Here is a 16,700-nt window from a genome sequence, read left to right as displayed (position 1 = left end):
CATGCGTATCGGCAGAGTCATCGGTCATTGTGTCCTAGATCGCAAGCTTCCATCACTGGCAGCTGGTCGCCTTTTACTCGTCGATGTTTTTGATAATCACGCTTTGCACAATCATGAGAGCCATATGCCTCGAAAATTACCCATGCCTCAATCGCTCGTCGTTTATGATGAACTCGGTGCAGGTATTGGCTCAATTATCGCCATTAGTGAAGGCGCTGAGGCCACCATGCCCTTTTATCCAGAGCGCGTCCCCGTTGATGCCTACGCAAGTGCAATACTTGATCAAATAGAACTGCACATTAACTAATCAATGATTAGTTAAAAGCATTAGTTCACAGAAAGATATTGGAACAGGAAGAATCTCATGGACAAGTCAGTTTGGCAGTTAAAGCAGGATATTTGTGAGATAGGTCGCAGGATCTGGACTCGGCAATACTGTGCCGGCAACGAAGGTAACCACTCCGTCAAAATCTCAGACAACCGCTTCCTCGTTACGCCCACCGGAATCAGTAAAGGTTTTCTTGAACCCGGTGATATCTGTCTGACAGACGATAATGGTAAGCTTGTCGAGGCTAATCAAAATGATCGGCGACCAAGCAGTGAGATCAAAGTTCATCTTGCTATCTATAAGAAACGACCAGATGTCAATGCTGTCATCCATTCACATCCCCCGCATGCAACCGCTTTTGCCATCGCCGGTGTCCCTCTCCCCGAGAGTGTGCATCCCGAAGCTGAAGTTTTTCTTGGAAAAGTACCAACCGCAAAGTACGCACTCCCATCCACCAAGGAACTCCCCGAGAGCATTCTACCGCTCATTACCGAAAACAACAGCACCGTTCTGATGGGGAATCATGGCTCGGTCACTTTCTCCCATGACCTCACCGACGCTTACTACCGCCTCGAAATTCTTGACGCATACTGCAGAATGCTCCTGCTCACCAAGCAGATCGGAAAAATTAATATCCTCTCCCAGCAGGAAATGAAAGATCTTTTGCAAGTTAAAGCGAACTTCGGTTTTGCAGATGATCGTGTGGCTTGTGCAGACGACGGCTGCATTGGCGCTGAAAACGATCAATTCCTAACAACCTTTGGTATCCAACCTGCCACGGCCGTCTGCGACCAATCCAGCGGTAATGTTCTCAACACGAACACAGAATCACCTAATGTGCAGTTAGATCCTGAGCAGATGGAAACACTTGTTCAAACCATCACCGATCAAATAATTAAATCTTTACAAAATACCTGATCCGCCTATCTCAATTCGTACGAGGATTCCATATGTCAATCAAAGTATCCATCATCGGCGGAGGTGGTCGTGTCGGTTCAAACGCAGCTTTCGCCCTCCAATGCGCAGGAATAGTTCGTGAAATCTCACTCATCGACGCGAACCCAGATCTCGCTGCAGGTGAAGCCCTTGACCTTCTTCATGGTTCATCAATCCTCGGCAATCAGATCATCACATCTGGCACGCCCGATACCGCCTCAGATGCTGATGTCATATGTATCACCGCTGGCTCGCGCCGCAAGCCAGATGAATCTCGCCTTGACCTCATTAATCGAAATGTGTCAATTTTCAAGTCTATCCTTGATGACCTTCGCGCCAATAAGCTTCGTCATGACGCGATCATTTTCGTTGTCTCAAATCCTGTTGATATACTGACCCGCCTTGTGCTCGATTATCTTGATTGGCCATCTAATCAGGTCATAGGCCTCGGTACTGTTCTCGATACAGCACGTTTTCGTTCCATGATTGCCGCAGATCAGCAACTTCCGCCCCAACAGGTCAAAGCTCTCATACTCGGCGAGCATGGTGATTCAATGGTTCCAATCTGGTCGTCCGCCACCGTTGCTGGATGCTCACTGACCTCAATCCTCTCTCCCAACAAGCAAAACGAACTTTTTACTCGAACCAAAGGTTCTGGAGCAGAAGTCATTAAACGTAAGGGCGGAGCAGGCTATGCCGTTGGCGCATCCATTGCCGAGGTCATTCACGCGATTGCACTCAACTCTCACGCCATTCTCCCAGTTAGTTCACAGATCAATGGCCCATACACTGTTCGTGATACTTGCTTCTCTATTCCCACAACCATTGGTCGCTCAGGCATCATTCGTACTCACGAAGTCGAACTTTGGCCCAAGGAAACCGCCGCACTGCAAGCCTCCGCACGAGCACTCGATGAGACATGGTCAAAAATCACCTGATCACCAATGATCTTGATCCTGCAGTGCTTGCTTTTTATGACATGTTTTGCAATGTTTTGACCAATTTTATGTTATGATTTGAATCTAATTCATTGCACACCTCATCAAAGGTTCAGACCATGCTTATTGTCGAACGCCAGCAAAAACTTCTCGATCTCTTGCGACGCAACAAGACGATGCAGCTTGACGATCTCGCCGCGCAACTCGATGTTTCTTCATCCACCGTGCGTCGTGATCTCGAATCCCTTGAAAAGGAGGGGCATCTTCAGCGAACACGAGCTGGTGCTATCTACACAGGTATTGATGCCCAAAACGACACTCAGCCCACCTACGCACTCGCCTCACGCATGACGGAATCTGTCACTGCGAAAAAAGCCATCGCGCGAACCGCCGCTCAGCTCATTTCGCCTGGCATGACCGTTCTCCTCGACGGCGGCTCTACCGTCATCTACACCGCTCAGGAAATCGCAGTCCGACCGCTCCAGATCGTTACTAATAGTCTATCGATCGCGAACCAATTCAAAGACGATGATCAGATCGAGCTCGTCTCAATCGGTGGTGTCCTTTACCCACGGACCGAAGTCACGCTTGGCCCGATCGCAACTAACGCCCTCAAACAACTTCACGCCGATATCCTTTTCTTCTCTCTTGCTGGTCTCTACGACAACGCACTGTTTAATATCAACATGAGTATGGCCGAAGTCGAGCAGCAAATGATGCAGCAAGCCACACAAAAAATCGGCCTCATGGATTCTTCAAAGTTTGGACGCAAATCACTCGCCAAAGTCTGCGATATCGATCAACTCGACCTCATCATCACCGATCCCGGCATCTCTAACGATTGGAAAAACAAGCTTGGCAAGAAATTGCTAATCGCTAAATAACCAGTCACGCCTTAACATCATTGCCAATCTCGCTAACATCCTGTACAAAACACAATACCGCAGTACACGCTGCACACATCATCCTTCATAACTTCGACCTAAGGAGAGGTTGTCATGAAATTCCATTGGGCCCTGATCACCACCGCAATCGCTGCCACAACCATTGGCTGCAACACCAACCCACCGCAAGTCGCGCAAGCCCCGCCACCGCCTCCGACTATTCAGCCTGAAACCGAAATCATTGTCCCTGTTCAGGTTGAAGAACCTGCCGCTTCAGCCAACTCCAAACTCGAAGTCGAGTTCACACAAACCGCACCGACTCCTGCTCAGAGTTTTGTTGAGCCCGCTCCACAACCCGAGCCAGCACGCCGACCTTCTACCTACGTCATCAAGAAAGGCGATACACTTTGGTCCATCGCCAATAAGCACTACGGTAACGGCCTCAAATGGGTCGACATCATGGATGCAAACCCCGGTCTCAAAGAAAAACGCATGTACGTTGGCAAAGAAATCAGACTGCCTTAGTATTGAACTACGCAAATAGCTCAAAACGGTCACAAAATTGTGGCCGTTTTTTATTTGTCCAAAATCAAATATGTCGCATTTGACAGTTTTAATCAGCCTTCTTGCGCTTGAAATGCTACTTGATATATGTCTGGCAGAATAATATCATTCTCCATCAAAAAGTTAAATATGAACACACATAAAACAACGCATCAACATTGAGGCAGTCGGTAAAAAATCAGATTGAATAATTTAACAATCGGAGTTTTTATGAATCCGTACTGCTATCGAATGATTTGGTTGCCAATGGTTGCCGCTGTCACTTTATGTTTCCTATCAGCTGCGAATGTATCAGCCTTGTCGGTCTCCGGCGGCTCCTTCACCAGTTCCATTGATCCCAGCCGTGACGCAGGCCCAAACAGCGGCTTAACCTATGAGCGGGAAAATTATCGCAACCTCTGGCTTGGCGAAACCATTTCCGGCGACCGCGCAGATGCCGATATTTTAACCAGTGAAAATACATTTAATTTCTTCACGGATGTGCAAGAAAATGAAGCATTCCAAATCGGTAATTTCACATACACCAATGGACTTGGTGTGATTGATGGAACGACACCTTCGATCTTCAGAAACGTTGTTCAAATTCAACCAGAGGGAGAGCAAATCAGTCGATTCACTTCATTCTTCACCATAGAAAATGGTGAAAACGGTTCAGCCGATACATTCATCATCCCAGATAGCCCCGTCAATGAAAACACAATTCTAGAAATTGATGGCGATGAATATGTCCTGCAATACCTCGGCTTTGGAACATCATCAGACGATATTGATCAAATATTTACGACCGGTCTTGCAGGAACAACAATCAACTTCAATGCATACGGCCAACTCATCAATTATGACGAATATCTTGCCTCGCAAACGGTACCAACGCCAAGCGCCGCTGCGGCCGGCTTCTTACTACTATCCGCACTTCTACTAAGAAGAAAAAAGCATAGCGACGCCACCGTTTGATCATACCTCACACAAAATATCAATACTCATATCCTCATCAGAATACCAATATCATGATACGTCTCGCCAATACCCCGGCTTCACAATCGCCTCTTGTAACTGCTTCATGTAATCGTCCCGGCCAATCTCACGCACACCAAACTGCTCAATATGCGGATTGACAAACTGCACATCAAAAAGTTCAAACCCTCGCCGTCTTAAATGCTCGACTGTTTCTACCAGCGCCACCTTGGAACCATCACGCGCATTACTAAACATCGATTCACCAAAAAAAGCGCGACCGATGGCCACCCCATATAACCCACCAGCAAGCCAGCGATGCCCCTCGACATCCTTCAGACAAGCATCAACAATATCACTATCTTCAACCGGCAACCAAACCTCAACACTATGTGCAAATCCCCTCGAAAATAGATCCCCATACACCTCCAAGATCGGCTCAGTGATCCAAGTCTCCTCTCGACCTTCACGTGGTAATGCGCATTGCTCCATTACCAGTCGAAATGCCCGATCGTAACTCACTTCAAATTTTCCACTCCGTACCGTTCGGCCAAGCCTACGTGGAATATAAAAGCCCTCATCTATTGGCTGAATAGCCCTCGGATCTGGTGAGTACCAATGCACCTCGCCCGTCTCCGGGTCACCCATCGGAAACGCACCCGCGCAATACGCATGTAACAGCAAATCAGATGTGATTACTTCCTCATCCATCACCCATACCATAACCATCCCACCCTTAAAAACAAATCTTCAATCAATTCATTATAGATCTAGTACAGCAAGTGTTCTTTCACACGCTCAGACCAGTTGCCAACACTCGTCCATTCCATGATATGACCACACAGCGTCTCGCTGCTCACGCCAGCTTCAATCGTTTCACGTACACGAGTATCACCAATCAGTCGATCAAAGTGATCAGCACCCGTATAGTTATTGGCTGTCGGATACTCGGCCCATTTCACATCATCCCTATGATTCATCCATATCAGATTCACAAGATGAATCATCGAACCCACCGGCCTAAATGACATGCGATCAGTCACATGCATCATAACCCCTTCGCAGGATTCACCCTTGTACCAACTATCACTAGGCACATATGTAATCGGCCTCGCAACAACGCCATCCAAACACAGCGCATTAAACGCGTCAGATAATCGGATACCATCAATCCACGGTGCGCCAACAGCCCTGAACGGAAAACTCGTACCCCGGCTTTCCGAGATATTCAAACCTTCAAACAACGTGGTACCTGTATAAATCAACGCTTCCTCACCGCTGTTCATCGCAGGGCTTGTTGGTACGAACGACAAGCCCGTATCCTCCCAGAACATCCCACGTTCCCAACCCTGCATACCAATCACATGCAAGTCAGCTCCGATCTCTTTTTCCGAGTTCCATAACTGAGCAAGCTCACCCATCGTCAAGCAATGCCGTACCGGGATATCCCATCGGCCTACCAAACTATTAAATGTACTCTCATCCAATAACGGGCCTTCCGCGAGTTCAAGTAAACCACTCACAGGATTCGGCCTGTCTAATATATAGATAGGCTTGCCCATTTTGGCACACTTCTCAAGGATATACGACATCGTCCAAATATACGTGTAAAACCTCGAACCAATGTCTGGTACGTCCACCACAAATACATCCACCGCTTCCATCATCTCATCTGTCGGCGCGAAATTTTTCCCGTACAACGAGTACACCGGCAATCCAGTCAAGCCATCCTTCACGTCACCGATGTTTGCCCCGTCCGCCGCCGACGCTCCAATCCCATGTTCCGGCGAAAACAACGCCGTAACATTCATCTCCGAATCCGCAAGCGCCTTACGCGCAACCGTATACGGGCACGGTAACACCGCCGTTGTCGCTGCATCATTCGTCAACAAGCCCACACGCTTTGTTTTCAATTCCTCCGGGCAGTCCGTCAGAACAACATCAACCCCAAATCGGATCTTGCCAGCTAGCGATTCTGAACTCGTACCGGTACGCATAATTGGTTGCTCACTCATAGCGCACATCCTAACAACCCAGCCTAAAACCGTACAGATCAATCACTGGGCATTTCGGAAATATCTGATCAAGTAACCATGAGTGATTGTCAGTTTATTTGGCAATTACGCTTATTTGCCAAGGGCCGACATCGCACAAAAATTTTGAACTGCGGATTCTATGCCCAAAACGCGCCATTGTTTGAGTTTTCTTAATTGTTTCTATTCAAAGTTCACGATTCTTTACGTTTTTTCCGTAAAAGCATGTTTTTAACGCAACCACAAATGATTACGACACTTAAAGCAAATTGAGCGAAATAATCAAAATTTCTAGGTGCATTTCGACAGCCAAACGTGCGCACAAAACCTATCCGTCAATTCTGTTTGATAACGATTAAAACTTGGCGCACATGCCGAGAGAATAATGTTTCTGCGGGCATGTGTTTACCCTACTCGCTGGCCGCTAATTTCCTCACAACAAGTTGAGGTACGAGATCAACACGCCGCCTTGGTGAGCCCGGATCATTCAATCGACGCTCCGCCATCAAACGTACTTCTTCAGCAAATGATTGCCACGGGATCGCCACCGTTGATAACCCCAAACGCTTGGCAATAGGTGCGTTATCAAAGCCAATCACGGCCGGGACGCGCCGCTTTTGCTTCTGTAGCCATGTGATCACGCCCTCAGCCAGCCGATCATTTGCACAGAACAATCCATCGACTTCTTCGCGCGCAATACGAGCCGCCCATCGTTCGCCGTGTGATGATAACCAGCCGCCCGCATGAATCACGGTCGCCCAACCAGCTCGCGCGCTGAATCCGTGCGCCCGGGCCAGGCTTCGCTCATCATGCTTCGGCCCAGCCAAAACCATCAATTTGGATCGTCTCCCAAACATGCGCACCAGTGCATCCGCAGCAATCGCACCACCTACCGCATTATCCAAACCGACCGCATCAAACAGATCCGCGATCATAACTCTTGGATGTTCATTGATTAAGATGCCCCGTCTCCCCGCCGCAATGCATCGAGCCGCTGCACGATCAGCCATCCACATAATGGGCAGCATATCATCATGTAATTTATGAAGTTGCGCCGCTTCAACCTTCAAATCATACCCATCAATAGCCTGCAACATAGGCTCAAGATGCCTGCGCATCTCATGAGAAAACGTGCCAATCTCGTTTGCGCGTTTGGGAAGCAGCAACTGTAAGCCTTGATATGTCAGGGCTTTGCCCGCGACATAGGTTCCTGACTTGGGGCGTCGTATCAATCTGCCTTCTTTGGCAAGTTCAGTCAGCAGTCGATCGGCCGTTTGGTAACTCAGTTCGTAGCGATGAGACAGATCGCGGGCCGATAGAAAACGCGCTCCGGGTGAATATAAGCCTTTGTCAATATTCTCTTTAAGAGTCTTAAAAACCCACGAAACACGCTCTGTATGGCTGCCCTTGCTCATATGGATCATCATATCAGATAGTTTCTCAATAGTGTTGTAACTGATTTATCGCATCGATAATCTTGTTGCTGTTGAGGTGAAGTATAGACCTCACAGCATTTGGGCAGGCAGCATTTCACTTTCCCATTCGCATGTCTTTTAAATTTGTAAATCGTAGCCTACTCAATAGATAGGCAGAATTGTGAGTACGTGTTACAGATGTCTAATAAGCGATTAGAAGGCAAAACCATCGTCATTGTTGGCGGCACAACCGGGCTCGGTTTATCTGCTGCAAAAGCCATTATTTGTGAAGGCGGCCGTGTGGTTGTCGTTGGCCGAAATAAAGAATCAGCGATGCAAGCGGAGGTTGATCTGTTGGCGTTAAGTCATGAGCAAGGCAATGATTATGATGCTCGCACCGTTCATTGTATTTCAGCAACTGCTGTTGTGGGTGATGCGATGGATGTTGAAACAACACGCCGCGCGATTGCTGAAGCTGTGCGTATCGGCGGCCAACTAAACGGTTTATATCACGTTGCTGGCGGCAGCGGCCGCCGATATGGCGATGGTGCATTGCATGAAGTGACTGATGATGGGATTGATTTTACGCTGGGTTTAAATCTGAAATCGATGATCATCAGTAATCGTGAAGCAGTGATTCAATTTCGGAAACAGGGCGGGTGTGGCGCGATCGTCAATATGGGCAGTGTGTTAGGTTACAGTCCGAGTGCGAAGTATTTCGCGACCCATGTTTATGCGGCAACCAAGAGCGCGATTATTGGATTTACCAAAAGTATTGCTGCGTATTATGCGGGGGAGGATATACGGTGCAATGTGATTGCCCCGGCGTTGGTTGAGACGCCGATGGCGAAACGTGCGGCGGAGGATGATGTGATTATCGATTTTATTAAATCTAAGCAGCCATTAGACGGGGGACGGATTGGCCTGGCGAGTGACTTGGATGAGGCGGTGGTGTTTATGTTGAGTGATGGGGCGAAATATATGACGGGACAAGTGATCGCGATTGATGGTGGGTGGTCGGTGAGTGAAGGTCAGATTCCGCAGCGCGTCATGGCGGTAGATGAGAAGGGGGTATGTTGTGAAAAGTGAAGTTGTGAGTATCGGGATTGATATTGGTGGGACGAATATTAAGGCGGTGTGTGTTGATGATGCGGGTGTGGTGTTGGAGCGGTTGAATGCACCAAGTTGTGACGATGTTGATCAATTGACTAAGCGTGTGATAGATATTGTGAACCGATTGGATGAGAGAGGGGAATCGGATGACGGTGTGAGGCGGGTATCGGTCGGGATCTCTTCGCCGGGATTGGTGGCGCGAGATCATCGTTCTATTCGCTGGATGCGGGGCAGATTGGAAGCGGTTGAAGGGCTGGATTGGTCTGAGGTGCTGGGACGCGATGTGTTTGTTTTGAATGACGCACATGCGGCGACGATGGGTGAGGCGTGGGTTGGTGCAGCGTCGGATCGTGATGATGTGGTGCTGTTGACATTGGGGACGGGTGTGGGTGGGGGCGTGATCATGAACGGGAGGTTGCTTGAAGGGGCGATTGGGCGGGCAGGGCATCTGGGACACATCTGTATGGATGTAGATGGTGAGAGAGACATCGTGAAGATGCGGGGGAGTTTTGAGGATCTGATTGGTGATCACACAGTTGAGGTTAGGACGGGATATGTATCGACGGCGGCGCTTGTGACTGCTGTGGAGTCGGGTGAACGCGGTGCGTGCGAGCATTGGGAGCGGTGGCTGAAGGTGTTGGCGTGTGGTGTTGCATCACTGATTAATGTGTTTGATCCAGAGGTTGTTGTGATAGGTGGGGGGATCTCAAAGGCAGGGCGGTTATTGTTTGATGGCTTGGCGGAACAGATGGATGAGGTTGAGTGGCGGCCGCTGGAAGACGAGAAAGCAGAGATGAACGGGGGAAGTTGTGTTGAGATTATGGCGGCTGAGTTGGGGGATATGGCGGGAGCTGTAGGCGTGGCGCGGTTTGCGATGTTGCAGTGTTGTCAGGTTGAGAAGAAGAGCTAATCAAAGCATAGATTGAAGTTATGGTGTGCGATAAGGAGAATGTGGATGAATCCGGCTGAAGAATATTTGAAAAAATCACGTGAGATTGTGGATGCTGTTGAGCGGCAGTTGGGCGCGGTGCGTGAAGTGGCGGCGCGATTTGCGGAGACAATTTTGGCGGGTCGATGCGTGCATGTATTTGGTAGTGGGCATAGTCGGATGATGGTGGAGGAGATGTGGCCGCGGTATGGGAGCTTTCCCGGGTTTAATCCGATGGTGGAGTTGTCACTGAGTTTTCATCACCCAGTGGTGGGCTCGAATGGACAACGGCAGGCGATGTTTTTGGAGAACGTTGAAGGGTTTGCAGATCGCATTTTGCGGAACTATGACTTTGAAGCGGTGGATAGCGCTTTAGTGGTGAGTAGCAGTGGGTGTAATGTTGTGCCGATGGAATTGGCGGAAGGATTTCGGAAGCGGGGCGTGTATGTGGCGGCCTTGGTGAGTATGGCGCATAGTGATGCGAGTTTGAGCAAACGTGAAGACGGGAAGAAGCTGTCAGATTTTGCGGATGTGGTATTGGATACGGGAGCACCGGTGGGTGATGCGATGGTACAGATTGAGGGGATGGAGCAGCCGGTTGCACCGGGTAGTACGGTGGGTGGGTGTTTGATTGTGAATACGATTAAAGCTGAGGTGGCGAAGTTATTGACGGAAGCGGGGCAGCCGCCGCGAGCGCTTGCGGCAGGCGCAGTTGTGGGAGGGGATCGAGCGGCTGAGATATTTGAGGCGGCGTATGACGAGCATGGTCGGCGGATGGCGAAGCTGTATGCGGAATTGAACAGGGAGGCGTGTGATGTCGTTTGAGTGTTTGGTAAAGGACAAAATTGCAGTCTTGGGCGAGGTTGATGTGATGGTTGTTGGAGGTGGCAGCGCGGGGTGCTGCGCGGCGATTGCGGCGGGCGAGATGGGAGTTAAGGTGGGGCTGATTGAGCGGTATGGTTTTTTGGGTGGTTCGAGCACACAGATATTGGATACGTTTTATGGGTTCTTTACGCCGGGAGATCGAGTGAGGAAGGTTGTGGGCGGTGTGCCTGATATGGTGGTGAATCGGATGTATGGGACGGGGGATATGTTTTTGAGGCCGAATACGTATGGGGCGGGGACGGGGGTGACTTATAATCCGGAACGGTTGAAGTTGGTGTGGGATGAGCTTTTGGATGAAGCGGGCGTTAAGGTGTGGCTTCATGCGGTGTTGGTGGATGTGATGAAGGAAGGGGATCGGGTTGTGGGTGTGGTGATCTGGACGAAGAAAGGGTTTTATAAGATTCGAGCTAGTCGCGTGATAGATGCTAGTGGCGATGCGGATGTGTGTCATCTATCTGGGGCTGCTTACGAGATGGCGGGAGAGATTGATCCGGCTCAGACATTGACAACTACTTTCCGAATGAGTGGTGTTGACGGGAAGCAGTATGAGCAGGCGGGTGGCAAGAAGATGCTGATGGCGAAAATGACGGCGGGTGTTGAGACTGGGCGTTGGGATTTACCACGTAAGAGGGGGAGTGTTCATGAGATGGTGCAGGGTGGGTGTGTTGCGACGGTAGCGAGCCGCATTGCGGATGTTGATGCGACTGATTTTGAGCAGTTGGGTGAAGCGGAAAAAATTGGGAGACGGCAGGCGTTTATGTATGAGGATTTTTTGAGGGCGGAAGTGCCGGGGTATGAGCGTGCGAAGATTGTGGGGTTATCGCATCATGTTGGAGTGAGAGAGACGAGGCGGGTGTATGGTGAATATCGGTTGACGAAGGAAGATTGTATTGAGGGGCGAATGTTTGATGATGCGGTGTTGTTGTGCGGTGCGCCGATTGAAGATCATCGAAAGAATGATGAGGGTGAGGATGAAACGGTGTGGGGGTATGTGAAAGGTGAGGGTGTGTATGGTGTGCCATATGGGACGCTTGTGCCGAAGGGGCGTGAAGAGATTTGGGTGGTGGGGCGGTGCTTTAGTGCGTCGCATGATGCGCATGCGAGTTGTCGGAGTATGGGGCAGACGATGAGTATGGGGCAGGCGGCGGGTTACGCAGCGATTTTGAGTTTAGAGAATGGTATTGGAGCGTGTGATGTTGATGTGGGGATGTTGCGTGAGATGTTGTATTTGAGAGGGGTGGTGATTGATGTACCTCGTGTACGTGCGGCGGTCGGGCGGGATGAGTGGGGGATGAATGCAGTGGGTGATGGGTGTAGGCGACAGAAAAACTAAGCAAGGGTTAGACGATGGGTTTTGTACGAACGATAATAGGTGATATTGAAGCGGCAGGGCTGGGGATTTGTGATGCGCATGAACATGTGTGTATTGATGGCGCGTTTATCAAGGCAAAATATCCGTCATTTTTGCTGGATGATGTTGATGTGATTGCAGAGAACTTGAGGACATTCCGGAGGTTTGGTGGTGGATGGATCATTGATACGATGCCAACTGGGCCGGGCAGAAATATTCGGAAGTTGCAGGCGATTTCGAAACAGAGCGGTGTTGCGATCGTGTGCCCTACAGGGATGCACTTAAGCAAGTATTATCAGGATGATCATGCGATGCTTCGAATGGGATGCGAGGAGTTGGCGGCGCTTTTTAAAAATGAAATTATGCGTGGGGCCATTGATGATAAGACAGGCGAGCAGGTGGGGGCTAAGGCGGGGGTGATTAAGGTTGCGAGTGGTCTTGACGGGGCAGGCGTGATGAATGCGCTTGAACGTGAAGCGTTTGTTGCGGCGAGTCGTGTGTCGTTGGAGACGGGGTGTCCGATTATCACGCATGTGGAGCAGGGGGCAGGAGGGATGGAGCAGATCGAAGTATTTGCCGAGGAAGGTGTGGATTTGGGTCATGTGGTTCTTTCGCATTGCGATAAGGTGCATGATGTGGGGTATCACAGGGCTATGCTTGAGACGGGTGTTGGACTTGAGTATGACAATCATTTTCGTGAGTTGGCAAAGGGTGAAGATAGCGGCTCAATAAGATTGATGAAGGAGCTAGGTGAGGCGTATGGGGGACAGATTGTTGTGGGAATGGATTTGGCTAGAAGGTCGTATTGGCCGGGCTATGGCGGGAAGTGGGGGGCGAGTTGGTTGGCGAGTGGGTTAAAAAAAATATTGATTGATCGGGGTATCGCCGAAGGGATTGTTCAAAATATATTAATTGATAATGCGGCTGAATTGTTTAGTTTTAGAAAAAATGCAATATGCTGCTCAGATTTAGACTAATCAAGGAATAGAGTGATGGCAAAAGATAAATTGAGAATCGTAGGGATTAACTTTGACCACATGCATATGGGTGATTTGCTGCGACAGGCAAGTGAAGATGAGCGGGTGGAGATCGTGGGGATGTGGCATCATGAGCGTGATCGGCCAGAGATGGTGGCGGACAGGCTGGGGCTGAGCCATGATATTATTTATGAGGATATGGACGAATGCATGTGTGATGCGAAGCCTGATATTGCGATTATTTGTGCTTCAACGGCGACACATGCGGAGTATACGGAGAGAGTGGCGAAGTATGATGTGCATGTGATGGTGGAGAAGCCGTTTGCTGAGACGTTGGAGCAGGCGGATCGGATGATTGCTGCGATGGAGGGGACGCGTGGCAAGAAGTTTGCGGTTAATTGGCCGTTGGCGTGGTATCCGCCGCATCGCACGACTAAGCGATTGATAGATGAGGGGAAAATCGGAGATGTGATTGAGGTGCACTATTATGACGGGAACCGAGGGCCGTTGGCGCATGATATGGATAAGATCAATGTGTCGCCTGAGGAGCAATTGAAACGGAAGAGAACGTCATGGTTTTATAAGAAGGAAGAAGGGGGCGGATCATTGCAGGATTATTTGGGATATGGGGTGACGTTGGGGACATGGTTTAATGGTGGGAAAAAACCGATTGAGGTAACGACGGCAATGTACGTGCCTGAGGGGCTGGATGTAGATGAGCATTCCGTAACAGTGGTGAGGTATGAGGAAGGGTTATCGAAGTTTGAGACGAGGTGGGGCGCGTTTAATGATCCTTGGGTTATGCAGCCGCAGCCTAAGTGTGGTTTTGTTGTGGTGGGTACAGAAGGGACGATTGCGAGCTATGACTATGAGGGTGTCGTGCGATTGCAGACTGAAGAGGATCGGGTGGGGAGTGAGGTGAAAGTTGATGAGTTGATGAGTCCGAACACTGGGCCGATTGATTATTTTGTGCATTGTGTATTGCAAGATCTGGAAGTGGAGGGACCGTTGTCAGTTGAGGTATGTCGGATTGGTCAGCAGATTGTTGATTCGGCGGTGTTGAGTGCTGAATTGAAGCAGACGGTGAAATTGGTTGATCGCGAAGTAGCTGCGATTTAATGAGGGATAAGGAAAGGATATTGATTATGGCTAGTACGGATGATTATACGATTGCTGCGAAGGAAGCAGGACTGATTGATGCGCCTGAACTTGCTTACCGACCGAGCGTGGTTGAGAAGAAAATGAAGCTTGGGCTTATTGGGTGTGGAGGGATTACTGAGCAGCACATGAAGGGGTATGAGCAAGGTGGGTATGAGGTGGTTGCGTTTGCTGATTTAAAACATGAGAACGCTGTGGTGAGACGTGATACATACAACCCGCAAGGGGAAGTTTATGCGACGCATCACGAATTGCTGGCAGATGAGGAAGTTGAGATCGTTGATATTGCAACGCATCCTGCGGAAAGAGAAACGTTGATTATGGATGCGATTAAAGCAGGTAAGCATGTGTTGAGTCAGAAACCGTTTGTTTTGGATTTGGGGGTAGGTGAGAAGTTGGCGGCGCTGGCTGAAGAGAAGCGTGTTAAGTTGGCGGTCAATCAGAATGGGCGGTGGGCGCCGCATGTTTCGTACATGCGGAAAGCGATTGAGGCGGGGTTGATTGGTGATGTCACGAGCATTTCGATGAATGTGGCGTGGGATCATAACTGGGTGGTGGGGACTGCGTTTAATGAGATGCCGCATTTGGTGTTGTATGACTTTGCGATTCATTGGTTTGATATGGTGAATTGTTACATGGGCGACCGCGAGGCGAAACGGGTTTATGGGCGGGTGTGTGAATGTTATGGGCAGGAGGCTAAGCCGCCATTAGGTGCGACGGCAATTGTGGAGTATGAGGGGGCGCAGGTCACAATGTTATTTGATGGGAATGCGAAATTTGGTGCGCGAGATACGACGTTGATCATTGGTACGAAGGGGGCGTTGAGAAGTGAAGGGCCTGGATTGGGGGAGCAAATTGTAACGTTGATTACGGAGGATGGGGAGGCCAGGCCGGAGCTTGAAGGAACGTGGTTTCCGGATGGCTTTAATGGGGCGGTGAGTGAATTGATGTTAGCTGTTGAAGAGGAGCGTGAGCCGACGCATGGGGCGCGGGATAATCTGAAGAGTTTAGCGATGGCGTTTGCGGCGATTGAAAGTTCGGAGAAGGGTGAGGCTGTGAAGGTTGGTGATGCGAGAAAGATAAGGCCGGAGTGGCTGAAATATTGATGTTGATACGAGAGTGGCAGTGTGTCATAGCGCGAGTTAGGTGTTGTGATACGTCGCTGATTTGTAATGTCGTGTGTATGAGTAAGAGTGGATGATTTTTGATGGGGGGGATGGGAGTGTTGATATGCAAAAGGGTATTGGTCGGAAGATTGTGCCGGTGGTTGTGATTGATGATGCGGACGATGCGGTGGGGTTGTGTGAGGCGCTGCTCGAAGGTGGGATGGATGTGGTGGAGGTAACGTTTCGGACAGCTGCCGCGGCGGGGGCGATTGAGCGTATTAAGCAGGCTTTGCCGGAGATGCTTGTTGGGGCGGGGACGGTATTGACGGGTGAGCAGGCAGAGCAGTGTTTAGATATCGGTGTTGATTTTGCGCTTGCGCCGGGACTGAATGAGAGAATTGTTGAGCGATTTGCGGATGCTGAGGTGTTATTTATTCCGGGTGTGATGACACCGAGCGAGATTGAGTGGGGGCTTGATTTAGGGTGTAAACTAATGAAGTATTTTCCGGCGGAGTCCGCGGGGGGGATTAAGATGTTGAAGTCGATTGCAGGGCCGTATGGAGAGACGGGCGTTAAGTTGTGCCCGACAGGCGGGGTGAGTCTGGAAAATATGATGGATTATTTAGAGATGCCAGTTGTTGAATGCGTGGGCGGGTCGTGGTTGGCGACGCGTGAGCAAATATCAGGTCATGAATGGGATACGATCACTGGACAGGCGAGGAAGGCAATGCGTGTTTTGCTGGGGGAAATGGCGGCGAGCTGAAAGCGGAGGATGAATATCTAGAATTCGAAAAGCCGGTCTGGTTAGGCCGGTTTTTTGCGACTAATCGAGAGATAGGCCGAGGTGCGCCGCCAGGTGCGCCAAACCTGAAATAAAGTGGTCAAAATGGACAGTTTGTTTGGTGGATGGTTGGTTTTAAAGTGTGCGCATTAAAAAACCCTAAACCTTTGATATTAAAGACTTAGGGTCATGGCCAGACCCGGACTTGAACCGGGGACACCAGCATTTTCAATGCTGTGCTCTACCAACTGAGCTATCTGGCCTTTGCTTACTAAGATGTCAATTGGCTAGTGTTGGCTAACCATTTGGAGCAACAAGAATATCGTTAATACGTGTGATGTCAAATAGA

General features: G+C 49.7%; 17 protein-coding genes and 1 tRNA gene. 14 read left to right on the top strand and 4 right to left on the bottom strand.

Annotated elements, in window-relative coordinates:
* The first annotated feature begins 1 nt into the window (after nt 1).
* From KS4_RS09335 to KS4_RS09310, 6 genes are all read left to right on the top strand, one after another.
* On the top strand, nt 2-307 hold the full coding sequence (locus tag KS4_RS09335) for a EutN/CcmL family microcompartment protein (protein WP_145077324.1): 306 nt from the start codon (nt 2-4) through the stop codon (nt 305-307).
* Nucleotides 308-364: 57 nt separating this feature from the next.
* Entirely contained in the window at nt 365-1,246 is an 882-nt protein-coding gene (locus tag KS4_RS09330) for a class II aldolase/adducin family protein (RefSeq protein ID WP_145077322.1), read from the top strand.
* 38 nt (nt 1,247-1,284) lie between these two features.
* Nucleotides 1,285-2,202: a lactate/malate dehydrogenase family protein gene (locus tag KS4_RS09325; RefSeq protein ID WP_145081567.1), complete on the top strand. Its 918-nt coding sequence runs from the start codon at nt 1,285-1,287 to the stop codon at nt 2,200-2,202.
* A 119-nt stretch (nt 2,203-2,321) separates the two neighbouring features.
* Nucleotides 2,322-3,086, top strand: a complete 765-nt coding sequence (locus KS4_RS09320; RefSeq protein ID WP_145077320.1) for a DeoR/GlpR family DNA-binding transcription regulator — start codon at nt 2,322-2,324, stop codon at nt 3,084-3,086.
* Nucleotides 3,087-3,200: 114 nt separating this feature from the next.
* On the top strand, nt 3,201-3,611 hold the full coding sequence (locus KS4_RS09315; protein WP_145077318.1) for a LysM peptidoglycan-binding domain-containing protein: 411 nt from the start codon (nt 3,201-3,203) through the stop codon (nt 3,609-3,611).
* A 222-nt stretch (nt 3,612-3,833) separates the two neighbouring features.
* Nucleotides 3,834-4,604: a choice-of-anchor K domain-containing protein gene (locus tag KS4_RS09310; RefSeq protein WP_145077316.1), complete on the top strand. Its 771-nt coding sequence runs from the start codon at nt 3,834-3,836 to the stop codon at nt 4,602-4,604.
* Between the two features lie 51 nt (nt 4,605-4,655).
* Here the strand turns inward: KS4_RS09310 and aat are convergent, their stop codons facing one another.
* The 3 genes from aat to KS4_RS09295 form a co-directional block, all read right to left on the bottom strand.
* Nucleotides 4,656-5,315 carry a leucyl/phenylalanyl-tRNA--protein transferase gene (gene aat, locus KS4_RS09305; RefSeq protein WP_145077314.1) on the bottom strand — a complete coding sequence of 220 codons (660 nt, stop codon included), beginning with the start codon at nt 5,313-5,315 and terminating at the stop codon, nt 4,656-4,658.
* Between the two features lie 59 nt (nt 5,316-5,374).
* Complete coding sequence (locus tag KS4_RS09300; protein ID WP_200761119.1) at nt 5,375-6,619, bottom strand: exo-beta-N-acetylmuramidase NamZ family protein; 1,245 nt, start codon at nt 6,617-6,619, stop codon at nt 5,375-5,377.
* 428 nt (nt 6,620-7,047) lie between these two features.
* Nucleotides 7,048-8,052, bottom strand: coding sequence for a substrate-binding domain-containing protein (locus tag KS4_RS09295; RefSeq protein WP_200761118.1), 1,005 nt, complete (start codon nt 8,050-8,052; stop codon nt 7,048-7,050).
* Nucleotides 8,053-8,250: 198 nt separating this feature from the next.
* Between KS4_RS09295 and KS4_RS09290 the strand changes: the two genes are divergently transcribed.
* The 8 genes from KS4_RS09290 (at nt 8,251) to eda (ending at nt 16,333) form a co-directional block, all read left to right on the top strand.
* A complete protein-coding gene (locus tag KS4_RS09290; protein ID WP_145077308.1) occupies nt 8,251-9,141 on the top strand; it encodes an SDR family NAD(P)-dependent oxidoreductase in 891 nt (296 codons plus the stop codon).
* Complete coding sequence (locus tag KS4_RS09285; RefSeq protein ID WP_200761117.1) at nt 9,131-10,075, top strand: ROK family protein; 945 nt, start codon at nt 9,131-9,133, stop codon at nt 10,073-10,075. The genes KS4_RS09290 and KS4_RS09285 overlap by 11 nt, the downstream gene beginning before the upstream one ends.
* Nucleotides 10,076-10,120: 45 nt before the next feature.
* Complete coding sequence (locus KS4_RS09280) at nt 10,121-10,918, top strand: sugar isomerase domain-containing protein (protein WP_145077304.1); 798 nt, start codon at nt 10,121-10,123, stop codon at nt 10,916-10,918.
* Nucleotides 10,908-12,311 (top strand): FAD-dependent oxidoreductase, encoded by a 1,404-nt coding sequence (locus tag KS4_RS09275; RefSeq protein WP_145077302.1) that lies wholly within the window; start codon nt 10,908-10,910, stop codon nt 12,309-12,311. The genes KS4_RS09280 and KS4_RS09275 overlap by 11 nt, the downstream gene beginning before the upstream one ends.
* 14 nt (nt 12,312-12,325) lie before the next feature.
* Entirely contained in the window at nt 12,326-13,306 is a 981-nt protein-coding gene (locus KS4_RS09270) for a phosphotriesterase family protein (RefSeq protein ID WP_145077301.1), read from the top strand.
* 15 nt (nt 13,307-13,321) lie between these two features.
* Entirely contained in the window at nt 13,322-14,425 is a 1,104-nt protein-coding gene (locus tag KS4_RS09265) for a Gfo/Idh/MocA family protein (protein ID WP_145077298.1), read from the top strand.
* A 26-nt stretch (nt 14,426-14,451) separates the two neighbouring features.
* Complete coding sequence (locus tag KS4_RS09260; RefSeq protein ID WP_145077297.1) at nt 14,452-15,570, top strand: Gfo/Idh/MocA family protein; 1,119 nt, start codon at nt 14,452-14,454, stop codon at nt 15,568-15,570.
* A gap of 124 nt (nt 15,571-15,694) precedes the next feature.
* Complete coding sequence (eda, locus tag KS4_RS09255; protein WP_145077295.1) at nt 15,695-16,333, top strand: bifunctional 4-hydroxy-2-oxoglutarate aldolase/2-dehydro-3-deoxy-phosphogluconate aldolase; 639 nt, start codon at nt 15,695-15,697, stop codon at nt 16,331-16,333.
* Nucleotides 16,334-16,541: 208 nt separating this feature from the next.
* Here eda and KS4_RS09250 read toward each other — a convergent pair.
* Nucleotides 16,542-16,614, bottom strand: a tRNA-Phe gene (locus tag KS4_RS09250).
* Nucleotides 16,615-16,700: the final 86 nt, after the last annotated feature.

This window comes from Poriferisphaera corsica, from assembly GCF_007747445.1.
GTDB lineage: Bacteria > Planctomycetota > Phycisphaerae > Phycisphaerales > Phycisphaeraceae > Poriferisphaera > Poriferisphaera corsica.
Note: the sequence above shows the minus strand (reverse complement) of the source record. Positions and strands in the feature narration are given on the sequence as shown.

What these genes read in the sequence shown, in the direction of transcription:
- KS4_RS09300 (WP_200761119.1), bottom strand. Translation starts at nt 6,619, where the DNA reads ATGAGTGAGCAACCAATTATGCGTACCGGTACGAGTTCAGAATCGCTA.
- KS4_RS09330 (WP_145077322.1), top strand. Translation starts at nt 365, where the DNA reads ATGGACAAGTCAGTTTGGCAGTTAAAGCAGGATATTTGTGAGATAGGT.
- KS4_RS09280 (WP_145077304.1), top strand. Translation starts at nt 10,121, where the DNA reads ATGAATCCGGCTGAAGAATATTTGAAAAAATCACGTGAGATTGTGGAT.
- KS4_RS09315 (WP_145077318.1), top strand. Translation starts at nt 3,201, where the DNA reads ATGAAATTCCATTGGGCCCTGATCACCACCGCAATCGCTGCCACAACC.
- KS4_RS09295 (WP_200761118.1), bottom strand. Translation starts at nt 8,052, where the DNA reads ATGAGCAAGGGCAGCCATACAGAGCGTGTTTCGTGGGTTTTTAAGACT.
- KS4_RS09260 (WP_145077297.1), top strand. Translation starts at nt 14,452, where the DNA reads ATGGCTAGTACGGATGATTATACGATTGCTGCGAAGGAAGCAGGACTG.
- KS4_RS09275 (WP_145077302.1), top strand. Translation starts at nt 10,908, where the DNA reads ATGTCGTTTGAGTGTTTGGTAAAGGACAAAATTGCAGTCTTGGGCGAG.
- KS4_RS09270 (WP_145077301.1), top strand. Translation starts at nt 12,326, where the DNA reads ATGGGTTTTGTACGAACGATAATAGGTGATATTGAAGCGGCAGGGCTG.
- KS4_RS09290 (WP_145077308.1), top strand. Translation starts at nt 8,251, where the DNA reads ATGTCTAATAAGCGATTAGAAGGCAAAACCATCGTCATTGTTGGCGGC.
- KS4_RS09265 (WP_145077298.1), top strand. Translation starts at nt 13,322, where the DNA reads ATGGCAAAAGATAAATTGAGAATCGTAGGGATTAACTTTGACCACATG.
- aat (WP_145077314.1), bottom strand. Translation starts at nt 5,315, where the DNA reads ATGGATGAGGAAGTAATCACATCTGATTTGCTGTTACATGCGTATTGC.
- eda (WP_145077295.1), top strand. Translation starts at nt 15,695, where the DNA reads ATGCAAAAGGGTATTGGTCGGAAGATTGTGCCGGTGGTTGTGATTGAT.
- KS4_RS09335 (WP_145077324.1), top strand. Translation starts at nt 2, where the DNA reads ATGCGTATCGGCAGAGTCATCGGTCATTGTGTCCTAGATCGCAAGCTT.
- KS4_RS09320 (WP_145077320.1), top strand. Translation starts at nt 2,322, where the DNA reads ATGCTTATTGTCGAACGCCAGCAAAAACTTCTCGATCTCTTGCGACGC.